Annotated in this window: 20 protein-coding genes; 3 read left to right on the top strand and 17 right to left on the bottom strand. The window is 65.0% G+C overall.

Features of this window, described 5'->3' with window-relative positions:
• Positions 1 to 2 precede the first annotated feature (2 nt).
• From Q5H94_RS10175 to Q5H94_RS10105, 15 genes are all read right to left on the bottom strand, one after another.
• Positions 3 to 356, bottom strand: a complete 354-nt coding sequence (locus tag Q5H94_RS10175) for a PilZ domain-containing protein (RefSeq protein ID WP_304561152.1) — start codon at positions 354 to 356, stop codon at positions 3 to 5.
• Positions 357 to 437: 81 nt separating this feature from the next.
• Positions 438 to 665 (bottom strand): 50S ribosomal protein L31, encoded by a 228-nt coding sequence (rpmE, locus tag Q5H94_RS10170; protein WP_304561151.1) that lies wholly within the window; start codon positions 663 to 665, stop codon positions 438 to 440.
• 92 nt (positions 666 to 757) lie between these two features.
• Positions 758 to 1,234, bottom strand: coding sequence for a 3-hydroxyacyl-ACP dehydratase FabZ (gene fabZ / locus Q5H94_RS10165; RefSeq protein WP_304561150.1), 477 nt, complete (start codon positions 1,232 to 1,234; stop codon positions 758 to 760).
• A gap of 15 nt (positions 1,235 to 1,249) precedes the next feature.
• Positions 1,250 to 1,966 carry an OmpH family outer membrane protein gene (locus tag Q5H94_RS10160; protein ID WP_304561149.1) on the bottom strand — a complete coding sequence of 239 codons (717 nt, stop codon included), beginning with the start codon at positions 1,964 to 1,966 and terminating at the stop codon, positions 1,250 to 1,252.
• A complete protein-coding gene (gene bamA / locus Q5H94_RS10155) occupies positions 1,966 to 4,722 on the bottom strand; it encodes an outer membrane protein assembly factor BamA (RefSeq protein ID WP_304561320.1) in 2,757 nt (918 codons plus the stop codon). Before bamA ends, Q5H94_RS10160 begins: the two co-directional genes overlap by 1 nt.
• A gap of 118 nt (positions 4,723 to 4,840) precedes the next feature.
• Positions 4,841 to 5,959 carry a M50 family metallopeptidase gene (locus tag Q5H94_RS10150; protein ID WP_304561148.1) on the bottom strand — a complete coding sequence of 373 codons (1,119 nt, stop codon included), beginning with the start codon at positions 5,957 to 5,959 and terminating at the stop codon, positions 4,841 to 4,843.
• A complete protein-coding gene (locus Q5H94_RS10145) occupies positions 5,956 to 7,113 on the bottom strand; it encodes a 1-deoxy-D-xylulose-5-phosphate reductoisomerase (protein WP_304561147.1) in 1,158 nt (385 codons plus the stop codon). The genes Q5H94_RS10150 and Q5H94_RS10145 overlap by 4 nt, the downstream gene beginning before the upstream one ends.
• On the bottom strand, positions 7,113 to 7,904 hold the full coding sequence (locus tag Q5H94_RS10140) for a phosphatidate cytidylyltransferase (protein ID WP_304561146.1): 792 nt from the start codon (positions 7,902 to 7,904) through the stop codon (positions 7,113 to 7,115). The genes Q5H94_RS10145 and Q5H94_RS10140 overlap by 1 nt, the downstream gene beginning before the upstream one ends.
• Positions 7,905 to 7,915: 11 nt before the next feature.
• Positions 7,916 to 8,626, bottom strand: a complete 711-nt coding sequence (locus Q5H94_RS10135; RefSeq protein WP_304561319.1) for an isoprenyl transferase — start codon at positions 8,624 to 8,626, stop codon at positions 7,916 to 7,918.
• Positions 8,627 to 8,652: 26 nt separating this feature from the next.
• Positions 8,653 to 9,210, bottom strand: a complete 558-nt coding sequence (gene frr / locus Q5H94_RS10130) for a ribosome recycling factor (RefSeq protein WP_304561145.1) — start codon at positions 9,208 to 9,210, stop codon at positions 8,653 to 8,655.
• 2 nt (positions 9,211 to 9,212) lie between these two features.
• Positions 9,213 to 9,938, bottom strand: a complete 726-nt coding sequence (pyrH, locus tag Q5H94_RS10125; protein WP_304561144.1) for a UMP kinase — start codon at positions 9,936 to 9,938, stop codon at positions 9,213 to 9,215.
• A 167-nt stretch (positions 9,939 to 10,105) separates the two neighbouring features.
• The gene (gene tsf, locus Q5H94_RS10120; RefSeq protein ID WP_304561143.1) at positions 10,106 to 11,044 is read right to left on the bottom strand and encodes a translation elongation factor Ts; all 939 of its coding nucleotides are present in this window, start codon (positions 11,042 to 11,044) and stop codon (positions 10,106 to 10,108) included.
• Positions 11,045 to 11,192: 148 nt separating this feature from the next.
• On the bottom strand, positions 11,193 to 12,023 hold the full coding sequence (gene rpsB / locus Q5H94_RS10115; RefSeq protein ID WP_304561142.1) for a 30S ribosomal protein S2: 831 nt from the start codon (positions 12,021 to 12,023) through the stop codon (positions 11,193 to 11,195).
• A gap of 411 nt (positions 12,024 to 12,434) precedes the next feature.
• Positions 12,435 to 13,259, bottom strand: a complete 825-nt coding sequence (locus Q5H94_RS10110) for a CDP-alcohol phosphatidyltransferase family protein (RefSeq protein ID WP_304561141.1) — start codon at positions 13,257 to 13,259, stop codon at positions 12,435 to 12,437.
• Positions 13,260 to 13,413: 154 nt separating this feature from the next.
• Positions 13,414 to 14,154: a phosphatidylserine decarboxylase gene (locus tag Q5H94_RS10105; RefSeq protein ID WP_304561140.1), complete on the bottom strand. Its 741-nt coding sequence runs from the start codon at positions 14,152 to 14,154 to the stop codon at positions 13,414 to 13,416.
• A gap of 166 nt (positions 14,155 to 14,320) precedes the next feature.
• Between Q5H94_RS10105 and Q5H94_RS10100 the strand changes: the two genes are divergently transcribed.
• Positions 14,321 to 15,541, top strand: a complete 1,221-nt coding sequence (locus Q5H94_RS10100) for an NADP-dependent isocitrate dehydrogenase (RefSeq protein WP_304561139.1) — start codon at positions 14,321 to 14,323, stop codon at positions 15,539 to 15,541.
• Positions 15,542 to 15,601: 60 nt separating this feature from the next.
• Here the strand turns inward: Q5H94_RS10100 and Q5H94_RS10095 are convergent, their stop codons facing one another.
• Together Q5H94_RS10095 and Q5H94_RS10090 are read right to left on the bottom strand one after the other, a co-directional pair.
• Positions 15,602 to 16,252 (bottom strand): tetratricopeptide repeat protein, encoded by a 651-nt coding sequence (locus tag Q5H94_RS10095; RefSeq protein WP_304561138.1) that lies wholly within the window; start codon positions 16,250 to 16,252, stop codon positions 15,602 to 15,604.
• Positions 16,252 to 17,466, bottom strand: a complete 1,215-nt coding sequence (locus Q5H94_RS10090) for an FAD-dependent oxidoreductase (protein ID WP_304561137.1) — start codon at positions 17,464 to 17,466, stop codon at positions 16,252 to 16,254. The genes Q5H94_RS10095 and Q5H94_RS10090 overlap by 1 nt, the downstream gene beginning before the upstream one ends.
• A gap of 39 nt (positions 17,467 to 17,505) precedes the next feature.
• Here Q5H94_RS10090 and Q5H94_RS10085 point away from each other — a divergent pair, with 39 nt between their 5' ends.
• Positions 17,506 to 19,275 (top strand): cation:proton antiporter domain-containing protein, encoded by a 1,770-nt coding sequence (locus Q5H94_RS10085; RefSeq protein ID WP_304561136.1) that lies wholly within the window; start codon positions 17,506 to 17,508, stop codon positions 19,273 to 19,275.
• Between the two features lie 324 nt (positions 19,276 to 19,599).
• Positions 19,600 to 19,842 (top strand): GIY-YIG nuclease family protein, encoded by a 243-nt coding sequence (locus Q5H94_RS10080; protein ID WP_341850106.1) that lies wholly within the window; start codon positions 19,600 to 19,602, stop codon positions 19,840 to 19,842.
• Positions 19,843 to 20,061: the final 219 nt, after the last annotated feature.

Raw genomic sequence — 20,061 nt, 5'->3', positions numbered from 1 at the left:
GCCTAGCTGAACGAGCGTGGCCGCTCCGCCACCGCATGCGTCTCCGCGAATTTGGCGAACAATTCATCGTCGAGCGGCGCGTGGAAGACGCAACCCGCGACGAAATCGTCGGCCCACATGATCGTCGCGCAGACCTGGCCGAGTTGGGGCAGCGTCAGCCAGATCATCGCGCCCTCCTCGAGCGGCGAATAGGTGTGGAGCCGTGCGCCGTGCAGCGAGATATCGGTCACACGGCAAAGCGTGCGGTCGAGCCCACCCCGGCCGATGCGTGCGTCGAGCGACACCGGCGCGCGCGGACTGCCACGGCGAGAGCCGCGCGCGATGGCGACGGCGGGTTCGAATTCGGCTGCAAGCATGGCCCCTCCCTCTCGCGCCAGGGTAGCGCAAGGGGGAGCCTAAGCACTTATACCTAATGCGCGCTTAACGCGCGCACCGGCTTACTTCTTGAGCGTGAGGCCGCCGAAACGCTTGTTGAAGCGCGCCACCTGGCCGCCCGCGTCGAGCATCTGGCCCTTGCCACCGGTCCATGCCGGATGCGCCAGCGGATCGATCTCCAACTGCATGAGATCGCCTTCCTTGCCCCAGGTCGAGCGGGTCTCGAAGGTCGTGCCGTCGGTCATCTGCACCTTGATGGTGTGATAATCGGGGTGGATGTTGCTCTTCACGTTAAATTCTCCGGGTCAAGCCACCGGTTACCGACCGGCAGCGAAGGCGCGGCCCCTAACAGAGCCGCGCCGGATACGCAATCACCGCGTCGCTACGCCTTGGGCGGGTCGGCGATCATCGCGGTAAATTCGCATTCGGTCGCGATCTCGCCGTCGAGCATCGCTTTCCCCGCGAATTTGCACACGCGGCTGCGCTTCTGGACGAACTCGACCTCAAGCCGCAGCAGGCAGCCGGGCTCGACCGGTTTGCGAAACTTCACGCCGTCGATCGACATGAAATAAACGAGCTTGCCCGATCCTGCGAGGCCCAGGCTCTCGACCGCGAGCACGCCCGCCGCCTGCGCCAGCGCCTCGACCTGGAGCACGCCCGGCATGATCGGGCGGCCGGGGAAATGCCCCTGGAAGAACTGCTCGTTCATCGTCACCGCCTTGATCGCGACGATCGACCGGTCGAGGATCAGCTCCTCGACACGGTCGACCAGCAACAGCGGATAGCGGTGCGGGAGCGCCGCCAAGACCCGCCCGATATCGAGCGGGCCTGTGGCACCCCGGCCCTCGTCTTCACTCACCTACCGAGCGCCCGATCAGCGGCCCGGGGCCGGCGTCGTCGGCTTGGCACCGGGGGTCGGAGCAGCCTGCTGCGCGCGCTGAGCCTGGGCGTTGGCGATCTGGAAATACTGCTGGAGCAGCTGCGCATCCTGCTGCGACGGCTGCCAGTTGGCGGGCGGCGTGACCGGAACGGTCGGGGCGGCGGCGTCGACCGCGGTGCGGATGTCGTCCGTCACGTCCACGGCAGGCGTTCCGAAGATCACCGAATCCGCGCTGAGCAACAGGCTGATCTTCTTGGCGTCGACGACGGTCTTGAGCGCGGCCGGATATTTCTGCGTGATCTGGTCGATGGCGTACATCTGCGCCAGCGTAGCGGGCTGAGTGAGGCGCGACATTTCCTGCTGCGCGGCCTTCTGCGCATTTTCGATCTGCGTCAGCGCCGGGCTCTTGGCGGCCTGACCGGCCTGAAGCTCGGCCTGCGAGATCTGGCCGTCCTTGTTGGTATCGAGCGGTGCGCTGAGCGTCTTGATCTGTGCCTCAAGCTGGGTCTGGCGCGTGCGTGCCTGATCGAGCTGCGGCTTGTACGTGGTGCCGATCGTCTGGAACGCGGTACCGAGCGCCTTCGCACCCAGGATCACGGCTTCCGGGTTGGCGACGGCCACACCCGCAACCTGGGCGTTGGCAGAACCGGCGGCGAGCAGCGCGGGCGCGGCGAGCGCGCAACCGAGCAGGATAACCTTGAGCGTCTTCATCAGAATTGTGTCCCTACGTTGAATGTGATGAGTTTGGAATCATCGCCCGGCTGCTTCAGGAAAGCATAGGCAACGTCGATGCGCAGTGGCCCGAACGGCGAGTTCCAGTTCACGCCGGCGCCGACCGAGAGCCTGGGGCTCGCGGAATCGCCGAGGAACTGTTCGAGGAACGGTGCCGTGGAGTTGGTGACCGCAATGTTGGTCGAGGAGCCTGCACAGGCCCCGCCGATCGCGCTCGAATAGCCGACCACGCAGGTCGTGGTAAGGCCCGGATTGCTCGCGTCGGTCGTCGGCACTTGATAGAGCGCCTGTCCATTCGACGCCAGTACCGGCAGAATCAGCGGCAGGATGGTCTTGCGGCCGGTTACCGGATCGATCGTCTCGGGGAAACCGCTGGCGATCGTCGGCAACGGGCGCGTGATCCCCCACAGTGCGCCCGCCTGGACGTAGATCGACGGCCGCAACCCGAGCTCACGCGCGCCGGAGCCGAGCGGAATCTCGACTTCCAGACGGCCGAGGTAATATTTGGTGCCGCCCAGCGCGTCATCGACGATGCTGTTGCGGTCAGTGACGAGAACCTGGTTGCCCGAGCTGTCCGTCGTGTAGCCGGTGCGTGTCACGCGCGGGCCAACACCGCGGATGTTGAACCCGCGGAAATCGGGCTCGCCGAGGTAGAAGCGGTCGGTGATGCGGACCTTATCGACGCCAGCCCCCTTCGCACCTTCGAGCGAGAAAATGTACCCGCCCTCAAGCCGCGCAGACCCGATGAATCCCGCGCCGATGTTGACGAACTTGCTCGCCTCGAACTTGGTGCGCAGATATTTCACGTCGCCGCCGAGGCCGGCAAAATCCTGGCTAAACGACAGGCTCTGGCCCGCAGTCGGCCGCAATCGACTGTTGAGCGAACTGAACAGGATCGAATAGCCGACCGACGACGTCCAGCGATTGCCGATCGCCTCGCAGAGATACCGGCCCGCAACGAGCGGATCGCACTGCCCGGCACTGTTGAAATACGAGGAGTCCAGACCGACCTGGTCATAGGTGAGGCCATAGCGCGCCGCGAGCGACCAATATTCGGTCAGCGGAATGCCCGCGCGGATCTGGAAGCCGGTGGAGACCTGCGTGTAGGTCGTCTGCCGCTGGTCGCCGATATAGTTGAAGGCGTTGTAATCGCGGCGGAAGATGTCGCCGCCAATGGCGATGTTCTTGTCGAACAGATACGGCTCGGTGAAGCCGAGCTCGACCGACTTCGAGTAGCTCGAATAATTGACAGATGCGCGCAGCTCCTGGCCCTTGCCGCGGAAATTGCGCTGCGTGATCGAGGCCTGGACGATGAACTGCTCAAGGCTCGAAAAGCCTGCCGAGAGCGACAGCTCGCCGGTCGATTTCTCCTCGACCGCGGCATCGAGGATGATGCGATCCGGCGAGGAGCCCTGGCTCTTCTTGATCTCGAACTTGTCCTGGAAGAAGCCCAGCGAATTGATGCGGTCCTGCGAGCGTTTGATCTGGAAATCGTTGAAGGCGTCGCCCTCGGCGAGACGGATCTCGCGACGGACCACCTTGTCCTGCGTCTGCGTGTTGCCCGTCACGTTGATGCGCTCGACATAGGTACGTTTTGCTTCGGCGATGTGGAAATTGATCCCCATCGTCAGCGTGTCCTTGTCGCGGTTGAACTCGGGGTTCACCTCCGCGAAGGCATAGCCGAACAGGCCCGCCGACTGGCTCAGCGCATCGACAGAATCCTCGACCTTCTTCGCGTTGTACCAATCGCCCTTCTTGATGCCGAGGCTGGTGGCCAGCTTCTTGTTGTCGAAGTCGCGAATGTCGCTGTCGACCGTGACGTCGCCGAACTTGTAGCGCTTTCCTTCCTCCACCACGTACGTGATGATGAAGTCCTTCTTGTCCGGCGTCAGCTCGGCCACGGCGGAGGTGACGCGGAAATCGGCGTAGCCGTTGGTCAGGTAGAACTGACGCATCTTCTGCTGATCGTAAGCGAGACGATCCTGGTCGTAGCTGGTATTCGACGACAGCATCGTCGTCAGGCGCGCCTGCTTGGTCGCCATCTGACCACGCAGCGCCTTATCGGAGAACACCTCGTTGCCGATGATGTTGATCTGGCGGACCTTGGACTTCGGTCCCTCGTCGATCTCGAACACCACGTCGACGCGGTTCTGGTCGAGATTGACCATCTTCGGCTCGATCGCGGCGGCGAAGCGGCCCTGGCGGCGATACAGTTCGACGATGCGCGCGACGTCCTGGCGGACGGCGGAACGCGTGAAGATCTGGCGCGGCTTGAGCTTAATCTCCTTGGTGATCTTGTCTTCCTTCAGGCGCTTGTTGCCCTCCAGGATCACGCGGTTGATGATCGGGTTCTCACGGACGTGCAGCACGATGTCGCCGGATACGGCACCATCGATCGTCACGTCGGCAAACAGATCGCTGCCGAGCAGATCCTTGATTGCTTGATCGAGCGATTCGTTATTGTACGGAATGCCGACGCGCAGCTTCGTGTAGGACAACACCGTATCGGGCTCGATACGCTGCGATCCCTCGACGCGCAGCGAGTTTATCTTCTTGGCGTTGGGATCGCTGACGACGACCGCCGGGGCCGTCGGAGGCGGCGGCGGCAGATCGACCGGGCGGCTCTCGGCACCACCACGCGGGCCACCGCCACCACGCGGCGGGCGGCCGCCGCGGCCACCCGGACCTTGTGCATCGGCGGCAGCAAAGGCGGTCGACAGCATCGTCCCCGCCATCAGCGTGAGCAGCGCGCGCTTCCCGAACGTTGAAACCTTGATCGCTGTCACATCCCACCCCAAATCGGAGAATTCACACACTGGCAATATTTCGCGGGCCTGCCCTGCCCCAGCTTCGTCAGCCAATCAACCCGGCGAGGTTCTTCCACAGCCCGAATGAATCGAGATCGTTGAAGGTCGTCATCACCATCAGCGCGAGGATCGCGGCGAGCCCACCCCGGAACGCCCATTCCTGCACCTGCGGCGGCACCGGCCGCCTGCGGATCGCCTCGATGGCGTAGAAGAACAGATGGCCGCCATCCAGGATGGGAACTGGCAAGAGGTTGATGAATCCCAGATTAATCGAGATCATCGCGACCAGCCAGATCAGTGAATCCCATCCCAGCGCCAGTTGCTGGCCCGAGACCTGTGCGATCTTGAGCGGCCCGCCAAGCTCCTTCACCGACCGCTGGCCGACGATGATCTGGCCGAGCCCCTTCGCCATCATGCCGGTGAGTTCGAACGTGCGCCGGACGCCGACGAAAGGTGCTTCGATCAGGCTGACCGGACGGCGTTGAAGTCCGAGCAGGCCGAGCCGCAGCGTCTTGCCGCTCTTGGTCGTCACCGTCTGCACGTCGAGCTTGACCGTCACGGTACGCGACACGCCCTCGTGCTCGACCGTAAGTGTCACGGCCTTGCCCGGATTGGGCTGCGTCAGCGCGGCAAGTTCGCTGAAGGTGGTGATCGCCCGGCCGTCGAAAGCGGTGATGCGATCGTCGGGCTGAATACCGGCGACTGCAGCGGGGCTGCCTGCCACCACTGTCCCGGCAACCGGAGGCGCCATGAAGTCGCCATAGCCGATGATGAAACCCGTCAGCAGCACGATCGCCACGACGAAGTTGGCGATCGGCCCCGCCGCCACGACGATCATCCGCTGCCACACGGGCCGGCCCTGCAGCGTGCGCGCGCGTTCCTCGGGCGGGAGCATCAGCCAGTCGTGGTCGGGTACGCTCGCCGCGTTCATATCGCCGGCGAACTTCACGTATCCGCCGAGCGGCAGCCAGGAAAATTTCCAGCGCGTGCCGCGCTTGTCGGTGAAGCCGAAAACCTCGTTGCCGAAGCCGATCGAGAAAGCGTCGATCTTCACGCCGAACAGTCGCCCGGCGAGGTAATGCCCCATTTCATGCAGGAAAATCAGCGGCCCGATGACGAGCGCGAACGCCACTATCGTTATCAGGATGCCGGGGCTTTGGGTCACGCAACACAATCCTTCACACGCGCTGCCGTGATTACCCTCGCCTCCTCATCGACGGCAAGCACGTCGGCAAGGGCCCCAGGCGCGGGCGGATCGTAGCGGGTCAAGGTATCCTCAACGATTGCGGCAATTTCGAGGAAGCGAATGTCTCCGCCGAGAAATGCGGCGACCGCGACCTCGTTTGCGGCGTTGAGGATGGCAGGCCGTGCCCCACCCGCGTCCAATGCCTCGCGCGCCAGTCGCAGCGCCGGGAAGCGCACCGGATCGGGTGCCTCGAAATCGAGCCGGCCGATCTTCACGAGATCGAGCGGCTCCATCGGCGTCGCCATCCGGTCCGGCCAGGCGAGGCAGCTCGCGATCGGCACGCGCATGTCGGGCGGGCCGAGCTGCGCCAGCGTCGAGCCGTCGATATATTCGACCAGTGAGTGAATGACCGATTGCGGGTGGATGACGATCTCGATCGCATCGTGCGGCACCGGGAACAGCCGCGCGGCTTCGATCAGTTCGAGGCCCTTGTTGAAGAGCGTCGCCGAATCGACCGAGATCTTCGCGCCCATCGACCAATTGGGATGCGCGACCGCCTGTTTGGGCGTCATCGTGCGCATTTGCTCAAGCGACTTTTCCCGAAACGGCCCGCCGCTGCACGTCAGGATGATCCGCCGTACACGGTTCGGCCGCGCCGCGTCGAAGCACTGGAAGATCGCATTGTGCTCGGAATCGGCGGGCAACAGCGTCGCCCCGCTCTTCGCCGCCGCAGCGAGTACGACGTCGCCGGCCGAGACGAGCGGCTCCTTGTTGGCGATGATGACGGTGCGGCCCTGATCGACGGCCGCAAGCACCGGCTCCAGCCCCGCGCAGCCGACGATCGCGCCCATTGTCAGGTCCGCGCCGAGTTCGGCGGTATCGGTGACGGCCTGCGCGCCGCCAGCCGCTTCGATGCCCGTTCCCGCCAGCGCCTCGCGCAAGGCGTCGAGACAGCGCTCGTCCGCCACCACCGCGCGGCGCGCATTGGTGCGGATCGCCGCCGCTGCCAGCTTCGTGACATCACTATTGGCGGTCAGCGCCAGCACCTGAAACTGTTCGGGGTCGCGTTCGATGAGGTCGAGCGTCGAGGTGCCGACCGATCCGGTCGCGCCGAGAATGGTAACGGTCTTCATCAGAAATAGAATCTCGGCAAAATGACCAAAAATGCGGCGACAGGTGCCACCGGCACCAATCCGTCGAGCCTGTCTAGCACGCCGCCGTGGCCGGGGAATATGTTGCCGCTGTCTTTCACGCCGGCGCAGCGCTTCAACCAGCTTTCGTATAAATCGCCGCCCTGCGCCATCAGCGCAAGCACCGGGGTCGCCAGCGTCAGACGTAGCGGAAGGCCGTAGAAAGAATGCATCGCCGCCGCGAAGAGGCTCGCGAACGCCATTCCGCCGATCAGCCCGGCCCAGGTCTTGTTCGGGCTGATCTGCGGTGCCAGCTTGCGCCCGCCGATCGTTCGCCCCGCCGCGTAGGCGCCGACGTCGCACGCCCAGACCAGCGCGAATACCCAGACCGTCAGCACGAACCCGTCATAACCCGATCCGTGCTGCTCGCGGATCAGCAACAGCGACAAGGTCGGCAGACCGACATACACCGCGCCTAGTGCGAGCATCGGCCGCTGTGTCACGATGACAATGAAGAAGCCCGCCGCCGCCACCAGCCCGAGCGTGAAGAAGCCCGGGCCCCAGGTGATCGGCGACATTGCCGAGAGCGCCGCGAACAAGGCGAACTGCGCAAGTCTCTTTTGACCCGCCGGCGTTTTGAACAGGTCCGCCCATTCCGCCATCATCAGCAAGCCAAGGATTGAACAGACCAGCCAGAAGATGAACCCGCCGAAGATGATCGCGGCCAGCGCAACGCCGACAAGCGCGACGCCGACGATCGCGCGCGTCGCCAATTCCGGCAACTGCTTTGACACGGGGCCTTCGCTCACAGGCCCCCGAACCGGCGCTGCCGCTGTGAGAACGTCGCGACCGCCTCGGCCAGCGTATCGCCATCGAAGTCGGGCCACAGGGTCTCGGTGAACAGCAACTCCGCATAAGCCGCCTGCCACAGCAGGAAGTTCGACAGCCGCACCTCGCCCGACGTGCGGATCAGCAGGTCGAGAGGTGGCAGATCGCGCGTGTCGAGCGCGGCCTCGATCATGTTCGCATCGATCGCGGCAGGGTCGATCTCGCCGCGCTGCGCAGCTTCGGCGAAATGTCGTGCGATGCTAGCCAATTCTGCCTGCGATCCGTAATTCAGCGCGACCGCAAGGATCGCGCCGGTATTGACCGACGTACGCGCGACGGCGTTGTCGATCATCTCGACCAGATCGTCGGAGAAGCGGCGATAGTCGCCGATGATCCGCAGCCGCACGTTTTCGCGCACCAGTTCTTCGAGGTCGGAGCGAATGAAGACACGCATCAGCGCCATCAGATCGCTGATCTCGTCCTCGGGACGGCGCCAATTCTCCGAGGAGAAGGCGTAGAGTGTCAGCGCCTCGATTCCCATCGCGCGGGCGGCGCGGGTAACGCGGCGAACGGCGTCGATCCCGGCCTTGTGCCCAGCAACGCGCGGCAGGAAGCGGTTCTTGGCCCAGCGCCCGTTGCCGTCCATGATGATCGCGACGTGCCGCGGGACAGCCCCGCCGGCAGCCATCGGATCAGCAGGAGCGGGCCGGGTGCTCACTTGCCCAGGATTTCCTTTTCCTTTGCGGCCGCCGCCGCATCGATGTCGGCGATTGTCGCGTCGGTGAGCTTTTGAACTTCGATCTCATGCCGCTTGCGCTCGTCCTCGGAATAGACGCCCTTCTTCTCGTCGGTCTTGAGCGCATCCATACCGTCGCGGCGCACGTTGCGCGCGGCGATGCGGGCACCCTCGGCATATTTGCCGGCGAGCTTGGCGAGTTCCTTGCGGCGTTCCTCGGTCAGGTCCGGGATCGGCAGTCGCAGCGTGGTGCCGTCGACGATCGGGTTGAGACCGAGCCCGGCCGAACGGATCGCCTTGTCCGCAGGGCCGACGTTGGACTTGTCCCACACCTGCACCGAGATCATTCGCGGTTCCGGCACGGATACCGTCGCGATCGTGTTGAGCGGCATGTGCGACCCGTACACCTCGACCGTCACCGGATCGAGGAGCGACGTCGACGCGCGGCCGGTGCGCAGACCGCCGAGATCGCTCTTCAGCGCCTCGACGCTGCCGGCCATGCGGCGTTCCAGATCGGCCTTGTCGTATGCGGCCATATTTACTCTCCCTGAGCTTGCACGATCGTCGACACGCCATCGCCTTGCAAGACGGCGGCGAGGTTCCCGGCTTCACGGATGTTGAAGACGACGATCGGAATGTTGTTGTCGCGGCAGAGCGCGATGGCGCTGGCGTCCATCACCTTGAGATCCTGTGCGAGGACCGTGCTGTAAGCGACGGTCTCATAACGCTTTGCCGTTGCCACCTTCTTCGGATCGGCATCATAGACACCGTCGACCGACGTACCCTTGAACAAAGCGTCGCACTTCATCTCGGCGGCGCGCAGCGCCGCGCCGGAATCGGTAGTGAAGAACGGCGAACCGACGCCTGCCGCGAAGATCACGACGCGGCCCTTTTCCAGATGCCGCTCTGCACGACGGCGGATGAAGGGCTCGCATACCGACTGCATCGGGATGGCGGATTGCACGCGCGTATCGACGCCGATCTGCTCGAGTGCGTTCTGCACCGCGAGCGCGTTCATGACAGTCGCAAGCATGCCCATGTAATCGGCGGTCGCGCGTTCGATGCCCTTGGCGGCTGCGGAAAGACCACGGAAGATGTTGCCGCCGCCCACGACGACGCACAGCTCAAACCCCGCCTCACGCGCGTCCTTGATCTCGCCGGCGACACGCGCGGTGACGACGGGATCGATGGCAAGGCCACCCTCGCCCATCAGAACCTCGCCCGACAATTTGAGCAGGATGCGTTTGAATCGCGGATTGGTCACAAATGTCCTGCGTGGCTGGCCGGTGGGAGCGGCGCGGACCTTAGGCGGGGCGGATTGAAGGGGCAACTGCTTGCCGCGCGCTTCGTCGTTCCCGCATACATTATCCTTCGAAACTGGATACGGCGGCCGGATCGCTCCGACCGCCGTATCCGTGCCTGGAAGGCGAATCAGGCGTTCTGCGGAACGCCCGATGCGGCCGCTACTTCCGCCGCGAAGTCGCTGACTTCCTTCTCGATGCCTTCGCCGAGCTGGAAACGGACATAATCCTTCAGCACGATCGGCGAGCCGGCTTCCTTGGCGGCGGCGGCGACGACGTCCTGCACAGGGGTCTTGCCGTCCATCACGAACGCCTGCGTCAGCAGCGCGTTCTCGCGCAGGAACTTGTCGACCGGCCCGCGAATGATCTTCTCGGCGACCTCGGGCGGCTTGCCCGCGATCTTGTCGGCGTTCTTTTCCTTGGCGATCGCAGCTTCGCGCTCGACGATGGCGGGATCGATGCCGTCGGCGTTCAGCGCCAGCGGGAAGGCGGCTGCGATGTGCATTGCGATCTGCTTGCCCAGCGCTTCGAGCTTTTCAACCGGCGCGGCACTTTCGAGCGCGACGAGCACGCCGATCTTGCCGAGGCCCGCAACCTGCTGGTTATGGACATACGGCACGACAGCGCCCTGGGTCACTTCCAGCCGCTTCGCGCGGCGGATCGCCTGGTTTTCGCCGATCGTGGCGATGTTCTTGGTCAGGATCTCGCCGACCGTATCGGTGCCCAGCGGGGCTGCCTTGATCGTGTCGAGATCGTCGCCCAGTTCGAGCGCGACCGAAGTGACGTCGCGCACGAACGTTTGGAACTGTACGTTCTTCGCGACGAAATCAGTCTCGGAGTTGACTTCGACGGCAGCGCCCTTGGTGCCCGAAACCTCGACGCCCACCAGACCTTCGGCGGCGGTGCGGCTCGATTTCTTGGCGGCGGCGGCCAGACCCTTTGCGCGCAGCCAGTCCATTGCCGCTTCGGTGTCGCCGTTCGCTTCGGTCAACGCCTTCTTGCAATCCATCATGCCCGCGCCGCTCTTTTCGCGCAGATCCTTCACCGCAGCGGCTGTGATCTCGGCCATCTTACGTTTCCTCGTGTTTTGAGCCGTTTGCGGCCCGATAAAAAGAACCGTTCGTGCTGAGCCTGTCGAAACACGTGCTGGACACGCCCATCGACAGGCTCAGGGCGAACGGCAATAAAGGTGCGCCCGTAGACGCACCTTGTGACACTTACGCGTCGAGCTGGCGCTCGGCTTCCGCTGCCATTTCCGGCTCGGCAGGAACATCGGCCGGCTCGGCTGCCGGCGTCGCGACAGTCAGCGCTTCCTCGACGGGTGGCTGTTCCATCGAACCGATGTCCTGACGGCGCGCGACCTGCTCGTTGCCGCCGCGCGTCGCGGCGATGGCGATCGCCTCGCAATAGAGGCGGATGGCGCGGCTGGCGTCGTCATTGGCGGGCACCGGGAAGGCGATGCCGTCCGGCGACACGTTCGAATCGAGGATCGCGACGACCGGGATGCCGAGCGTGTTGGCTTCCTTGATCGCCAGCTCTTCCTTGTTGGCGTCGATCACGAACATCACGTCCGGGATGCCGCCCATGTCGCGGATACCGCCGAGCGACAGTTCGAGCTTGTCCTTCTCGCGGGTGAGCTGCAGCACTTCCTTCTTGGTGAGGCCGTGCGTGTCGCCCGAGAGCTGCTCCTCAAGCGCCTTCATGCGCTTGATCGAGTTCGAGATCGTCTTCCAGTTGGTGAGCATGCCGCCCAGCCAGCGGTGGTTGACGAAATGCTGGCCCGAACGGCGCGCGGCGTCTGCGACCGGCTCCTGCGCCTGGCGCTTGGTGCCGACGAACAGCACCTTGCCGCCAGCGGCGGTCGAGGCGGCGACGAACTCCAGCGCGCGCGCGAACAGCGGCACGGTCTGCGAGAGGTCGAGGATATGGACGCCGTTGCGGTCGCCGAAAATGTAAGGCTTCATCTTCGGGTTCCAGCGATGAGTCTGGTGGCCGAAGTGCGCGCCCGTTTCGAGCAATTGCTGCATGGAGACGACAGGTGCCGCCATAGATATTTCCTTTCCGGTTGTTCCTCTGGGAAGCGTGTGATCCATCGGGCTCAGCCCCGGACACCGGCTATATGTGCTTCCCATGCGGTGTGAAGGCGTGGCCGTTAGCGGAACATTTCGCGCAAATCAAGCGCGCAGGGCGCTTGACAGTCGGAACATGAATGGAACATAACGGGACTCAAGAGAGGACACGGAACCATTGGTCGCATTGGGGCGTACCAGCGATTCGGTCCTCGCGCCGCAATAGGGAGTTTCGAGGGATGGTCGCTGTTCTCGATAGCATGGTTTTCGCCGCCGGATTCGCGGTCGCAGCCTGGGTGTTCGCGTTTACCCTCGTTCCTTCCCTCCCGCGCATCGCGGCGCTGCTGCGTGGCCTGCCCGATCCGGCGCTCGATCAGGCCAGGCTGGTGATCAGCGATCCGCGTGTCCGGGCGCGGACGATGCGTCCGGCGACGGCGGCACGCCCGGCTGCGCCGCTTCGCGCAGTCGCCTGACCCGGCGGTAGCTCGTGATGCTGAACGGAAGCATTGCGAGATAGACTACGCACAGCGCGGTCAGCGTGTGCCACGGCGCGGAGATCAGCGCCGCACCGAGCAGCACGACCACGGCCAGCGCCTCGAAACGGATGTGATTGCGCAGCCGCAGCGACGACCAGCTAAAGGTCGCCACGCTGGAGATCATCAGCAATGCGATGATCGCAACCCAGGGCAGCACCACCGCAGGATTGCGGAACAGCGGCTCACCCGTCCAGAACGTCAGGTACAGCGGCAGCATCGCCAATCCCGCGCCGAGCGGCGCGGGTACTCCGGTCAGAAATCCCGCCGACTTGTGAGGTTGTGCGCCGACGTCGATCGCCGCGTTGAACCGCGCCAGTCGCAGCGCGCAGAACACCGCGAAGACCAGTGCGCAGGCCCAGCCCAGCCGCGGCGCTTCCTTCAGCGACCACAGATAGAGGATCAACGCGGGCGAGACGCCGAACGAGATCGCGTCCGACAGCGAATCGAGCTCTGCTCCGAACCGGCTTTCGCCGCGCACGAGCCGCGCGACCGTCCCGTCGAGCCCGTCGAGCACGCCCGCGATCATGATCATCGTGACCGCCGCTTCCCAATCGGCCGAGATGGCGTAGCGGATGCCGGTCAGGCCCGCACACAGTGCCAGCGCCGTCACCACATTGGGCGCGACCGCCCGCAGTGGCAGCCCGCGCGGCGTACGGCGGCGGAGGCTTGGCGGTCTCATGCCGTCTCCGTATCCTTCACCGCCAGGCGGAAGTGACGCGCAGCGACGTGTGGGGATGTCTGCGGACCATTCGAGAGGACACCCCTGTCCTCCTCCTCCGACATGCTTCGCATGCCACCTTCCCCTTGCGGGGGAGGACTCATAACGGACACGATCACTGCGTGACGCCCGTCACCGCGTCGCCGCCGACGCGGCCCAGCACCGTCTCACCGGCGATGCTGCGCTGGCCGAGCGCGACCTGGCAGATGCAGCCTTCCGGCAGGTACACGTCGACGCGGCTGCCGAAGCGGATCAGCCCGATCCGCTGCCCCGCGGCGACCATGTCGCCCGGCTTCACGAACGGCACGATCCGCCGTGCCACCAGCCCGGCGATCTGCGTGAAGCCGATCTTGCGCGCGTTTCCGCTCGCGTCCGGCCGCCCCTCGACGACGATATGCTGGCGCTCGTTCTCCTCGCTCGCCTTGTCGAGATCGGCGTTGAGGAATTTGCCGGAGATATAGACCACCTGCTTGATCGACCCCGCGATCGGCGTGCGGTTGATGTGGACGTCGAACACCGACATGAAGATCGACACGCGCACCATAGGCGCGTCGCCGAGTTCGCCGGCGATCTCGACCGGCACCGGCACCCGCTCGATCATCGTGATCAGCCCGTCCGCTGGCGCAACGATCAACCCGTCGCCCTGCGGCGTCACGCGCAGCGGATCGCGGAAGAACAGGGCGATCCACACCGTCAGCGCGACCAGCGGCCACGCCAGGAACCACCCGACCCACCAGAGCGCGACCAACGTCGCCGCGCCCGCGATCAGCACGTACTTACGTCCTTCGGGGTGCATGTCGGGCACGCGCCACTTGACGGTGGTGGTGACGATTTCCGGCTTTTCGAGTGATGGCATGGCCCCGGTCTACCCCGCGTCCGCGCCGATGGCCAGCGTATTGCCGCGCCAACACGGCGCGCTTCCCGGCCTCTCAGCTACGTTCCCGTGCCCGACGCGCTTGACCCCCTTCCCTCCTTCCTCCTAGACGCTGCCCCAAATCACTCCCGGAAACAGGAAACCGCACATGGCGAAGATCAAGGTGAAGACCCCCGTCGTGGAGATCGACGGCGACGAGATGACCCGGATCATCTGGGAATGGATCCGCGAGCGCCTGATCAAGCCTTATCTCGACATCGAGCTCGATTATTACGACCTCGGCGTCCAGTACCGCGACGAGACCAACGATCAGGTCACGATCGACAGCGCGCATGCGATCCAGAAATACGGCGTCGGCGTGAAGTGCGCGACGATTACCCCGGACGAGGCGCGCGTCGAGGAATTCAAGCTCAAGCAGATGTGGAAGTCGCCCAACGGCACGATCCGCAACATCCTGGGCGGCACCATCTTCCGCGAGCCGATCGTCATCTCCAACGTGCCGCGCCTGATCCCGGGCTGGACCAAGCCGATCGTCGTCGGCCGCCACGCTTTCGGCGACCAGTACCGTGCGACCGATTTCCGCGTCCCCGGCCCCGGCAAGCTCAGCATCACCTGGGTCGGCGAAAATGGCGACAAGATCGAAAAGGAGGTCTTCGACTTCCCGTCCTCGGGCGTCGCGATGGCGATGTACAACCTCGACGATTCGATCCGCGATTTCGCCCGCGCCTCGATGCACTACGGCCTCAACCTCAAGTGGCCGGTGTACCTGTCGACAAAGAACACCATCCTCAAGGCCTATGACGGCCGCTTCAAGGATCTGTTCGCCGAGGTGTTCGAGGCCGAATTCGCCGACAAGTTCAAGGAAGCCGGCATCGTCTACGAACACCGCCTGATCGACGACATGGTCGCATCGGCGCTGAAATGGTCGGGCGAATTCGTCTGGGCTTGCAAGAACTACGACGGCGACGTGCAGTCGGACCAGGTCGCGCAGGGCTTCGGCTCGCTCGGCCTGATGACCTCGGTGCTGCTGACGCCGGACGGCAAGACCGTCGAGGCCGAGGCGGCGCACGGCACCGTCACCCGCCACTTCCGCATGCACGAGCAGGGCAAGGCGACCTCGACCAACCCGATCGCCTCGATCTTCGCCTGGACGCGCGGCCTCATCTATCGTGGCAAGTTCGACGATACGCCCGAGGTGACGAAGTTCGCCGAGCTGCTGGAGAAGGTCTGCATCGACACCGTCGAGAGCGGCAAGATGACCAAGGATCTCGCGCTCCTCATCGGCCCCGATCAGGCATGGATGACGACCGAGCAGTTCTTCGAGGCCGTCCGCGAGAACCTCGAACAGGCGATGGCCAAGGGTCTCTGATCCCTCGACGCGCCGCGTTCTGAAAAGAGCCGGGCCCGCCGATGCGGGTCCGGCTCTTTCTCATTTCGGGTCGTGCGGACGGTTCTCGGCGATGTAGCGGAGCTCGCCCTTCGATTTCGCGTCGTTCGGGTCGAGCTTAAGCGTCTCGTCATAAGCAGTCTTGGCCTCGTCCCATTTGCCCTGCTCGACCCGCACGAAACCGACGCCGCGATAGCCGCGTCCCTTCTCCTCGATCCGCGCTTCCTTCGCTCCGATCTCGGCGGCGGAGATGGCGCTCTCGTAAAGCTCCAGCGCGCGCGGCCATTCGCGCGTCTGCGTGTAGTTGTAGGCGAGTTCGTTGAGGTAGTGCGCGTGCATCGGCGCCATCGCCACCGCGCGTTCCAGCAGCGTGCGCGCCTCCGGCAGGCGGCCGAGATCGACCAGCGCAAAGGCCTTGAGGAACAGCGCCTCGCACCAATCGGGCTTGATCGCCACGGCGTCCGCCTTGTCCTTTGCCGCCCCAAGCATATAAACGATCGTCTCCGTGGGAGCGTTACCGCAATAGATACGGCGCTTCTCACCGGCATAATCCTTCGCGAAGCCGGCAAGAGATGCGTCGAGGATCGGCAATGCCGCCTCCGGTTTGCCGGCCTTCACGAGCTGCGCCGCCTCCATCAACGGATCGGCAGGAGCCGCACCCGCCAACATCGCCGCGACCATCACCACGCTCATCATAGACTTTCCCCCGTTTCTGCCTCCGGCGATTTCACATGCTCCGGCCGGAAACCCAGCCCCACAACGCGCGCCGGTATCCGCCTGAGCAGCGCCACGCGGTCCAGCAACCGCGCCGCGAGCGGCGGGCCGTCCATCGGTTCCGTCGCCGAAAGCAGCGGCGCGACGATCGCGTCCTGAACCAGCTTCTGCATCTGCTGCGTCAGCTTAACCGCCATCATCCGCCGGTCGCGGACCTTATGGAGTAGCGGATCGACATCCTCCCCCGCCACCATCGGCGCGGCGAGCAGGTTCGCCGTTGCCACCGCATCCTGCACCGCCAGATTGATGCCAACTCCGCCGATCGGCGACATCGCATGGGCGGCATCGCCGATCACGAGGAGGCCGGGGCGGTGCCATTGCTCCAGCCGGTCGACCGTCACTGTCAGCAGCTTGACGTCGTCCCAGCTCTTTACGGTCTCGTCGATCGAGGTCGTCTCCGGGCCGACCGCCCGCACGCGTTCGCGGAACGCCGCGATCCCCTCGGCGCGGATCGCCTGCGCTCCGCCCTTGGGAAAGACGAAAGCGCATTGGTAATAGTCGCCGCGATCGATCAGCACGAAGAGCAGGCCGGTGTCGAACACGCCCATGCTCTCGTTCTCGGGCTCCGCGCGCTTGGGGATGCGGAACCAGAAGACGTCCATCGGTGCGCCGACCGTGATCGAGGGCAGCCCGTCGCGGTGCCGCGAATCGCGCCCGTCTGCGGCGATCGTGAGGCGCGAGCGGATTTCCTCGCCCGCTGCCGTGCGCACGCCACGAACGCGCCCGTCCTCCTCGATCAGCGCGGCGCCCTCGCACGACTGGCGCAGCGCGAAGCCGGGATAGCGCCGCGCCGCCTCCGCCGTGAAATCGAGGAAATCCCATTGCGGCATCAGCGCGATGTACGGCGCGGGCACCGGCAGATGCGTGAAATCGACGATGTGCAGATCGCGCCCCGCCACCCGCGCGCCGAGTTGCCGCACCTTTTGGTGCGGCCGCGCCAGCAACGCCTCCAGCAGCCCGAGCTCGTGGAAGATCCGCAACGTGGACGGATGCACGGTGTCGCCGCGGAAGTCGCGGAGGAAATCCTTGTGCTTCTCCAGCACCGTCGTCCGTAGCCCGGCCCGCGCGAACAACAGCCCCGCAACCATGCCGGCGGGGCCACCGCCGATAATCAGCACATCGCTATCAGTCATGGGATGACAAATCCTTCACGAGCCCCCTAAGGTTAGCGCATGGCATTGGGGATCGACAATCAGGGGCTGAGCGACACGCTCGTTATTCTCGGCGCGGCGGGTCTGGTTATCCCGACCTTCGCACGGTTCAAGATCAGTCCGGTGATCGGGTTCATCCTGGTCGGCATCCTGGTCGGCCCGGCGGGACTGGGCGCGCTGACGCCGCACTATCCCTGGCTCTATTACATCACGATTTCGGACCCGCATTCGATCGAGCCGTTCGCCGAGTTCGGCATCATCCTGCTCTTGTTTTCGATCGGGCTGGAACTGTCGTTCAAGCGATTATGGGCGATGCGCGCGCAGGTGTTCGGCACCGGCGCGGCCGAACTGATCGCCTCGGGCCTCATCATCGGCGTGGCGCTGCACTTTCTGGGTCAGGAATGGCCGGGCGCGATGGGCCTCGGCTTCGCGCTGTCGCTGTCCTCGACGGCGCTGGTGATCCCGATCGCGGGGACGACGAGCGCCGTAGGCCGCTCAGCCTTCGCGATGCTGCTGTTCGAGGATCTCGCGCTCGTGCCGATCATCTTCGTGCTGGCGGCGCTCGCCCCCAATGCGGCGGGCGGCAACTGGGCGTTCGTCGGCGTGCTGGGGCGCGGGCTGCTGACGGTCGCGGCGCTGTTCGTCGCCGGCCGTTTCATCCTGCCGCGCCTGTTCGCGCAGGCGGCGCGTACCAAGAGCCCGGAGCTGTTCCTAGCCGCATCGCTGCTGATCGTCATCGTCGCCAGCCTGGCGACCGCGGCGGCGGGGCTGTCGCCGATCGTGGGCGCGCTGCTCGCCGGGCTGCTGATCGCCGAGACCGATTATCACAGCGAGGTCGAGGTGATGACCGCGCCGTTCAAGGGCCTCGCGCTCGGCGTGTTCCTCATCACCGTGGGCATGAGCCTCGATCTGCGGCAGGTCGCGCAGAACTGGCAGGCGCTGCTGCTCGGCATCGTCGGCGTGATCGCGGTCAAATCGCTGGTGACGTTCGTGCTGCTGAAGATGGGCCGCGCCAAGAGCGGCGTCGCGGCCGAGACCGGGCTCCTCATGTCGAGCCCGTCCGAGACGACGCTGATCGTGCTCGGCACCGCAGCGCAGGCATCGTTGATCGCACCTTCCACCGCCGCCTTCTGGCAGACGGTGACGGCGATCGGCCTGACCATCACGCCGCTGCTCGCGATGATGGGCCGCGCGGTGGCGGCGCGGCTCGAACGGCGCAGCGGCGGCGACACCAGCGACACGGTGATCTCCGTCGAAGGCCCCGGCACCGTCATCATCGGCTTCGGTCGCGTCGGGCGGATGGTCGCGGAGATGCTGGCCGTCCACAACCAGCCCTATGTCGCGGTCGAGGCCAATATCGATGTCGTGAAGACGGCGCGGCAGGAGGGCTATTCGGTGATCTTCGGCGACGTGGCGCGTCCCGAACTCGTCGACCGGCTCAACCTCGGCCGTGCGCGCGCGCTGATCCTGACGATGGACGATCCGGTGCTGACGGTGCGGCTGGCGCGGCGCGTGCGCGGCTGGGTGCCGGGGCTGACGATCGTGGCGCGCGCCCGCGATGTCGATCACGCGGCGGAGCTGTACCGCGCAGGCGTTACCGATGCCGTGCCCGAGACGCTGGAAAGCTCGCTGCAATTGTCGGAAGCCGTACTGACCGATCTCGGTGTGGCGGTCGGCCCGGTGATCGCCTCGATCCACGAGAAGCGCGACGAGTTGCGCAAGGGCATCAAGGAGGCGGCCGATCTGGAGCGGCTGCCGCGGTTGAAGCGGGTGAAAGTGGGCGAGGTTTAGCGGCCGGCGCGGCGGAAAGTCACACTAAGGTCACACTGGTCCGGGGGTCGGGAGCCGGCGCGTTTCGCGGCGGAAGTTTACGAAGTTTACGTTACGTCTGCCCCCTTCCTCCCTTCCCCGCGTGGTTTGCATGTGGGCGAGAGCGGGCATTCGCCGGAATGGCGGGACGTGGCGGCCGACGGTTCAAAGAGCGAGGGTGCGGTATAACCTGGAGAGGTGGGTGTAGGACAGCGGTGTTTGGGGTGGGTGAGGAGCTGCCGTTTGCACCAGCCGATCGTCACCCCGGCCTTGAGCCGGGGCCCATGCTGCCGCAGACGTGCCGGTATGAGGGAAGTGAGCCCATCCATCTACATGCTGGCGAGCGGCCATTACGGCACGCTCTACACCGGCGTGACCTCGAACCTGCTCGGTCGCATCATCCAGCACCGCGAGGGCACTTTCGACGGCTTCACCAAGGAATATGGGGTCAGGCGCCTCGTCTGGTTCGAGCTGGGCGACACGATGGAAGCTGCGATCCTCCGCGAGAAGCGGATCAAGAAGTGGCTGCGCGACTGGAAGATTGCGTGATCGAACGTGACAATCCGCAATGGGAGGATTTGGCGATCGGCCTTGGTTTGTCGTCGCTCACCTGAGCCGCCGCGTTGCGTTTGCGGAGGCATGGGCCCCGGCTCAAGGCCGGGGTGACGAATGGCGGCGAACGTCCGCTCTTGGGGCGATAGCTGCCGTCCACAATCCGCCGCGAACGTCCACTATAGGTCGATTTCTGCCATCCACTGGCGCGCCGAC

Origin of the sequence: Sphingomonas immobilis (genome assembly GCF_030580995.1) — a bacterium.
GTDB classification, from domain to species: domain Bacteria; phylum Pseudomonadota; class Alphaproteobacteria; order Sphingomonadales; family Sphingomonadaceae; genus Sphingomonas; species Sphingomonas immobilis.
Note: the sequence above shows the minus strand (reverse complement) of the source record. Positions and strands in the feature narration are given on the sequence as shown.

Bases quoted from the DNA above. Each gene is read 5' to 3' on its own strand.
- Q5H94_RS10160 (WP_304561149.1), bottom strand. From the start codon at position 1,966: ATGAAGACGCTCAAGGTTATCCTGCTCGGTTGCGCGCTCGCCGCGCCC.
- Q5H94_RS10095 (WP_304561138.1), bottom strand. From the start codon at position 16,252: ATGAGCGTGGTGATGGTCGCGGCGATGTTGGCGGGTGCGGCTCCTGCC.
- Q5H94_RS10100 (WP_304561139.1), top strand. From the start codon at position 14,321: ATGGCGAAGATCAAGGTGAAGACCCCCGTCGTGGAGATCGACGGCGAC.
- Q5H94_RS10175 (WP_304561152.1), bottom strand. From the start codon at position 356: ATGCTTGCAGCCGAATTCGAACCCGCCGTCGCCATCGCGCGCGGCTCT.
- Q5H94_RS10145 (WP_304561147.1), bottom strand. From the start codon at position 7,113: ATGAAGACCGTTACCATTCTCGGCGCGACCGGATCGGTCGGCACCTCG.
- Q5H94_RS10105 (WP_304561140.1), bottom strand. From the start codon at position 14,154: ATGCCATCACTCGAAAAGCCGGAAATCGTCACCACCACCGTCAAGTGG.
- bamA (WP_304561320.1), bottom strand. From the start codon at position 4,722: ATGGCGGGGACGATGCTGTCGACCGCCTTTGCTGCCGCCGATGCACAA.
- Q5H94_RS10135 (WP_304561319.1), bottom strand. From the start codon at position 8,626: ATGGCTGCCGGCGGGGCTGTCCCGCGGCACGTCGCGATCATCATGGAC.
- tsf (WP_304561143.1), bottom strand. From the start codon at position 11,044: ATGGCCGAGATCACAGCCGCTGCGGTGAAGGATCTGCGCGAAAAGAGC.
- rpsB (WP_304561142.1), bottom strand. From the start codon at position 12,023: ATGGCGGCACCTGTCGTCTCCATGCAGCAATTGCTCGAAACGGGCGCG.
- Q5H94_RS10080 (WP_341850106.1), top strand. From the start codon at position 19,600: ATGAGGGAAGTGAGCCCATCCATCTACATGCTGGCGAGCGGCCATTAC.
- Q5H94_RS10090 (WP_304561137.1), bottom strand. From the start codon at position 17,466: ATGACTGATAGCGATGTGCTGATTATCGGCGGTGGCCCCGCCGGCATG.
- Q5H94_RS10085 (WP_304561136.1), top strand. From the start codon at position 17,506: ATGGCATTGGGGATCGACAATCAGGGGCTGAGCGACACGCTCGTTATT.
- frr (WP_304561145.1), bottom strand. From the start codon at position 9,210: ATGGCCGCATACGACAAGGCCGATCTGGAACGCCGCATGGCCGGCAGC.
- Q5H94_RS10110 (WP_304561141.1), bottom strand. From the start codon at position 13,259: ATGAGACCGCCAAGCCTCCGCCGCCGTACGCCGCGCGGGCTGCCACTG.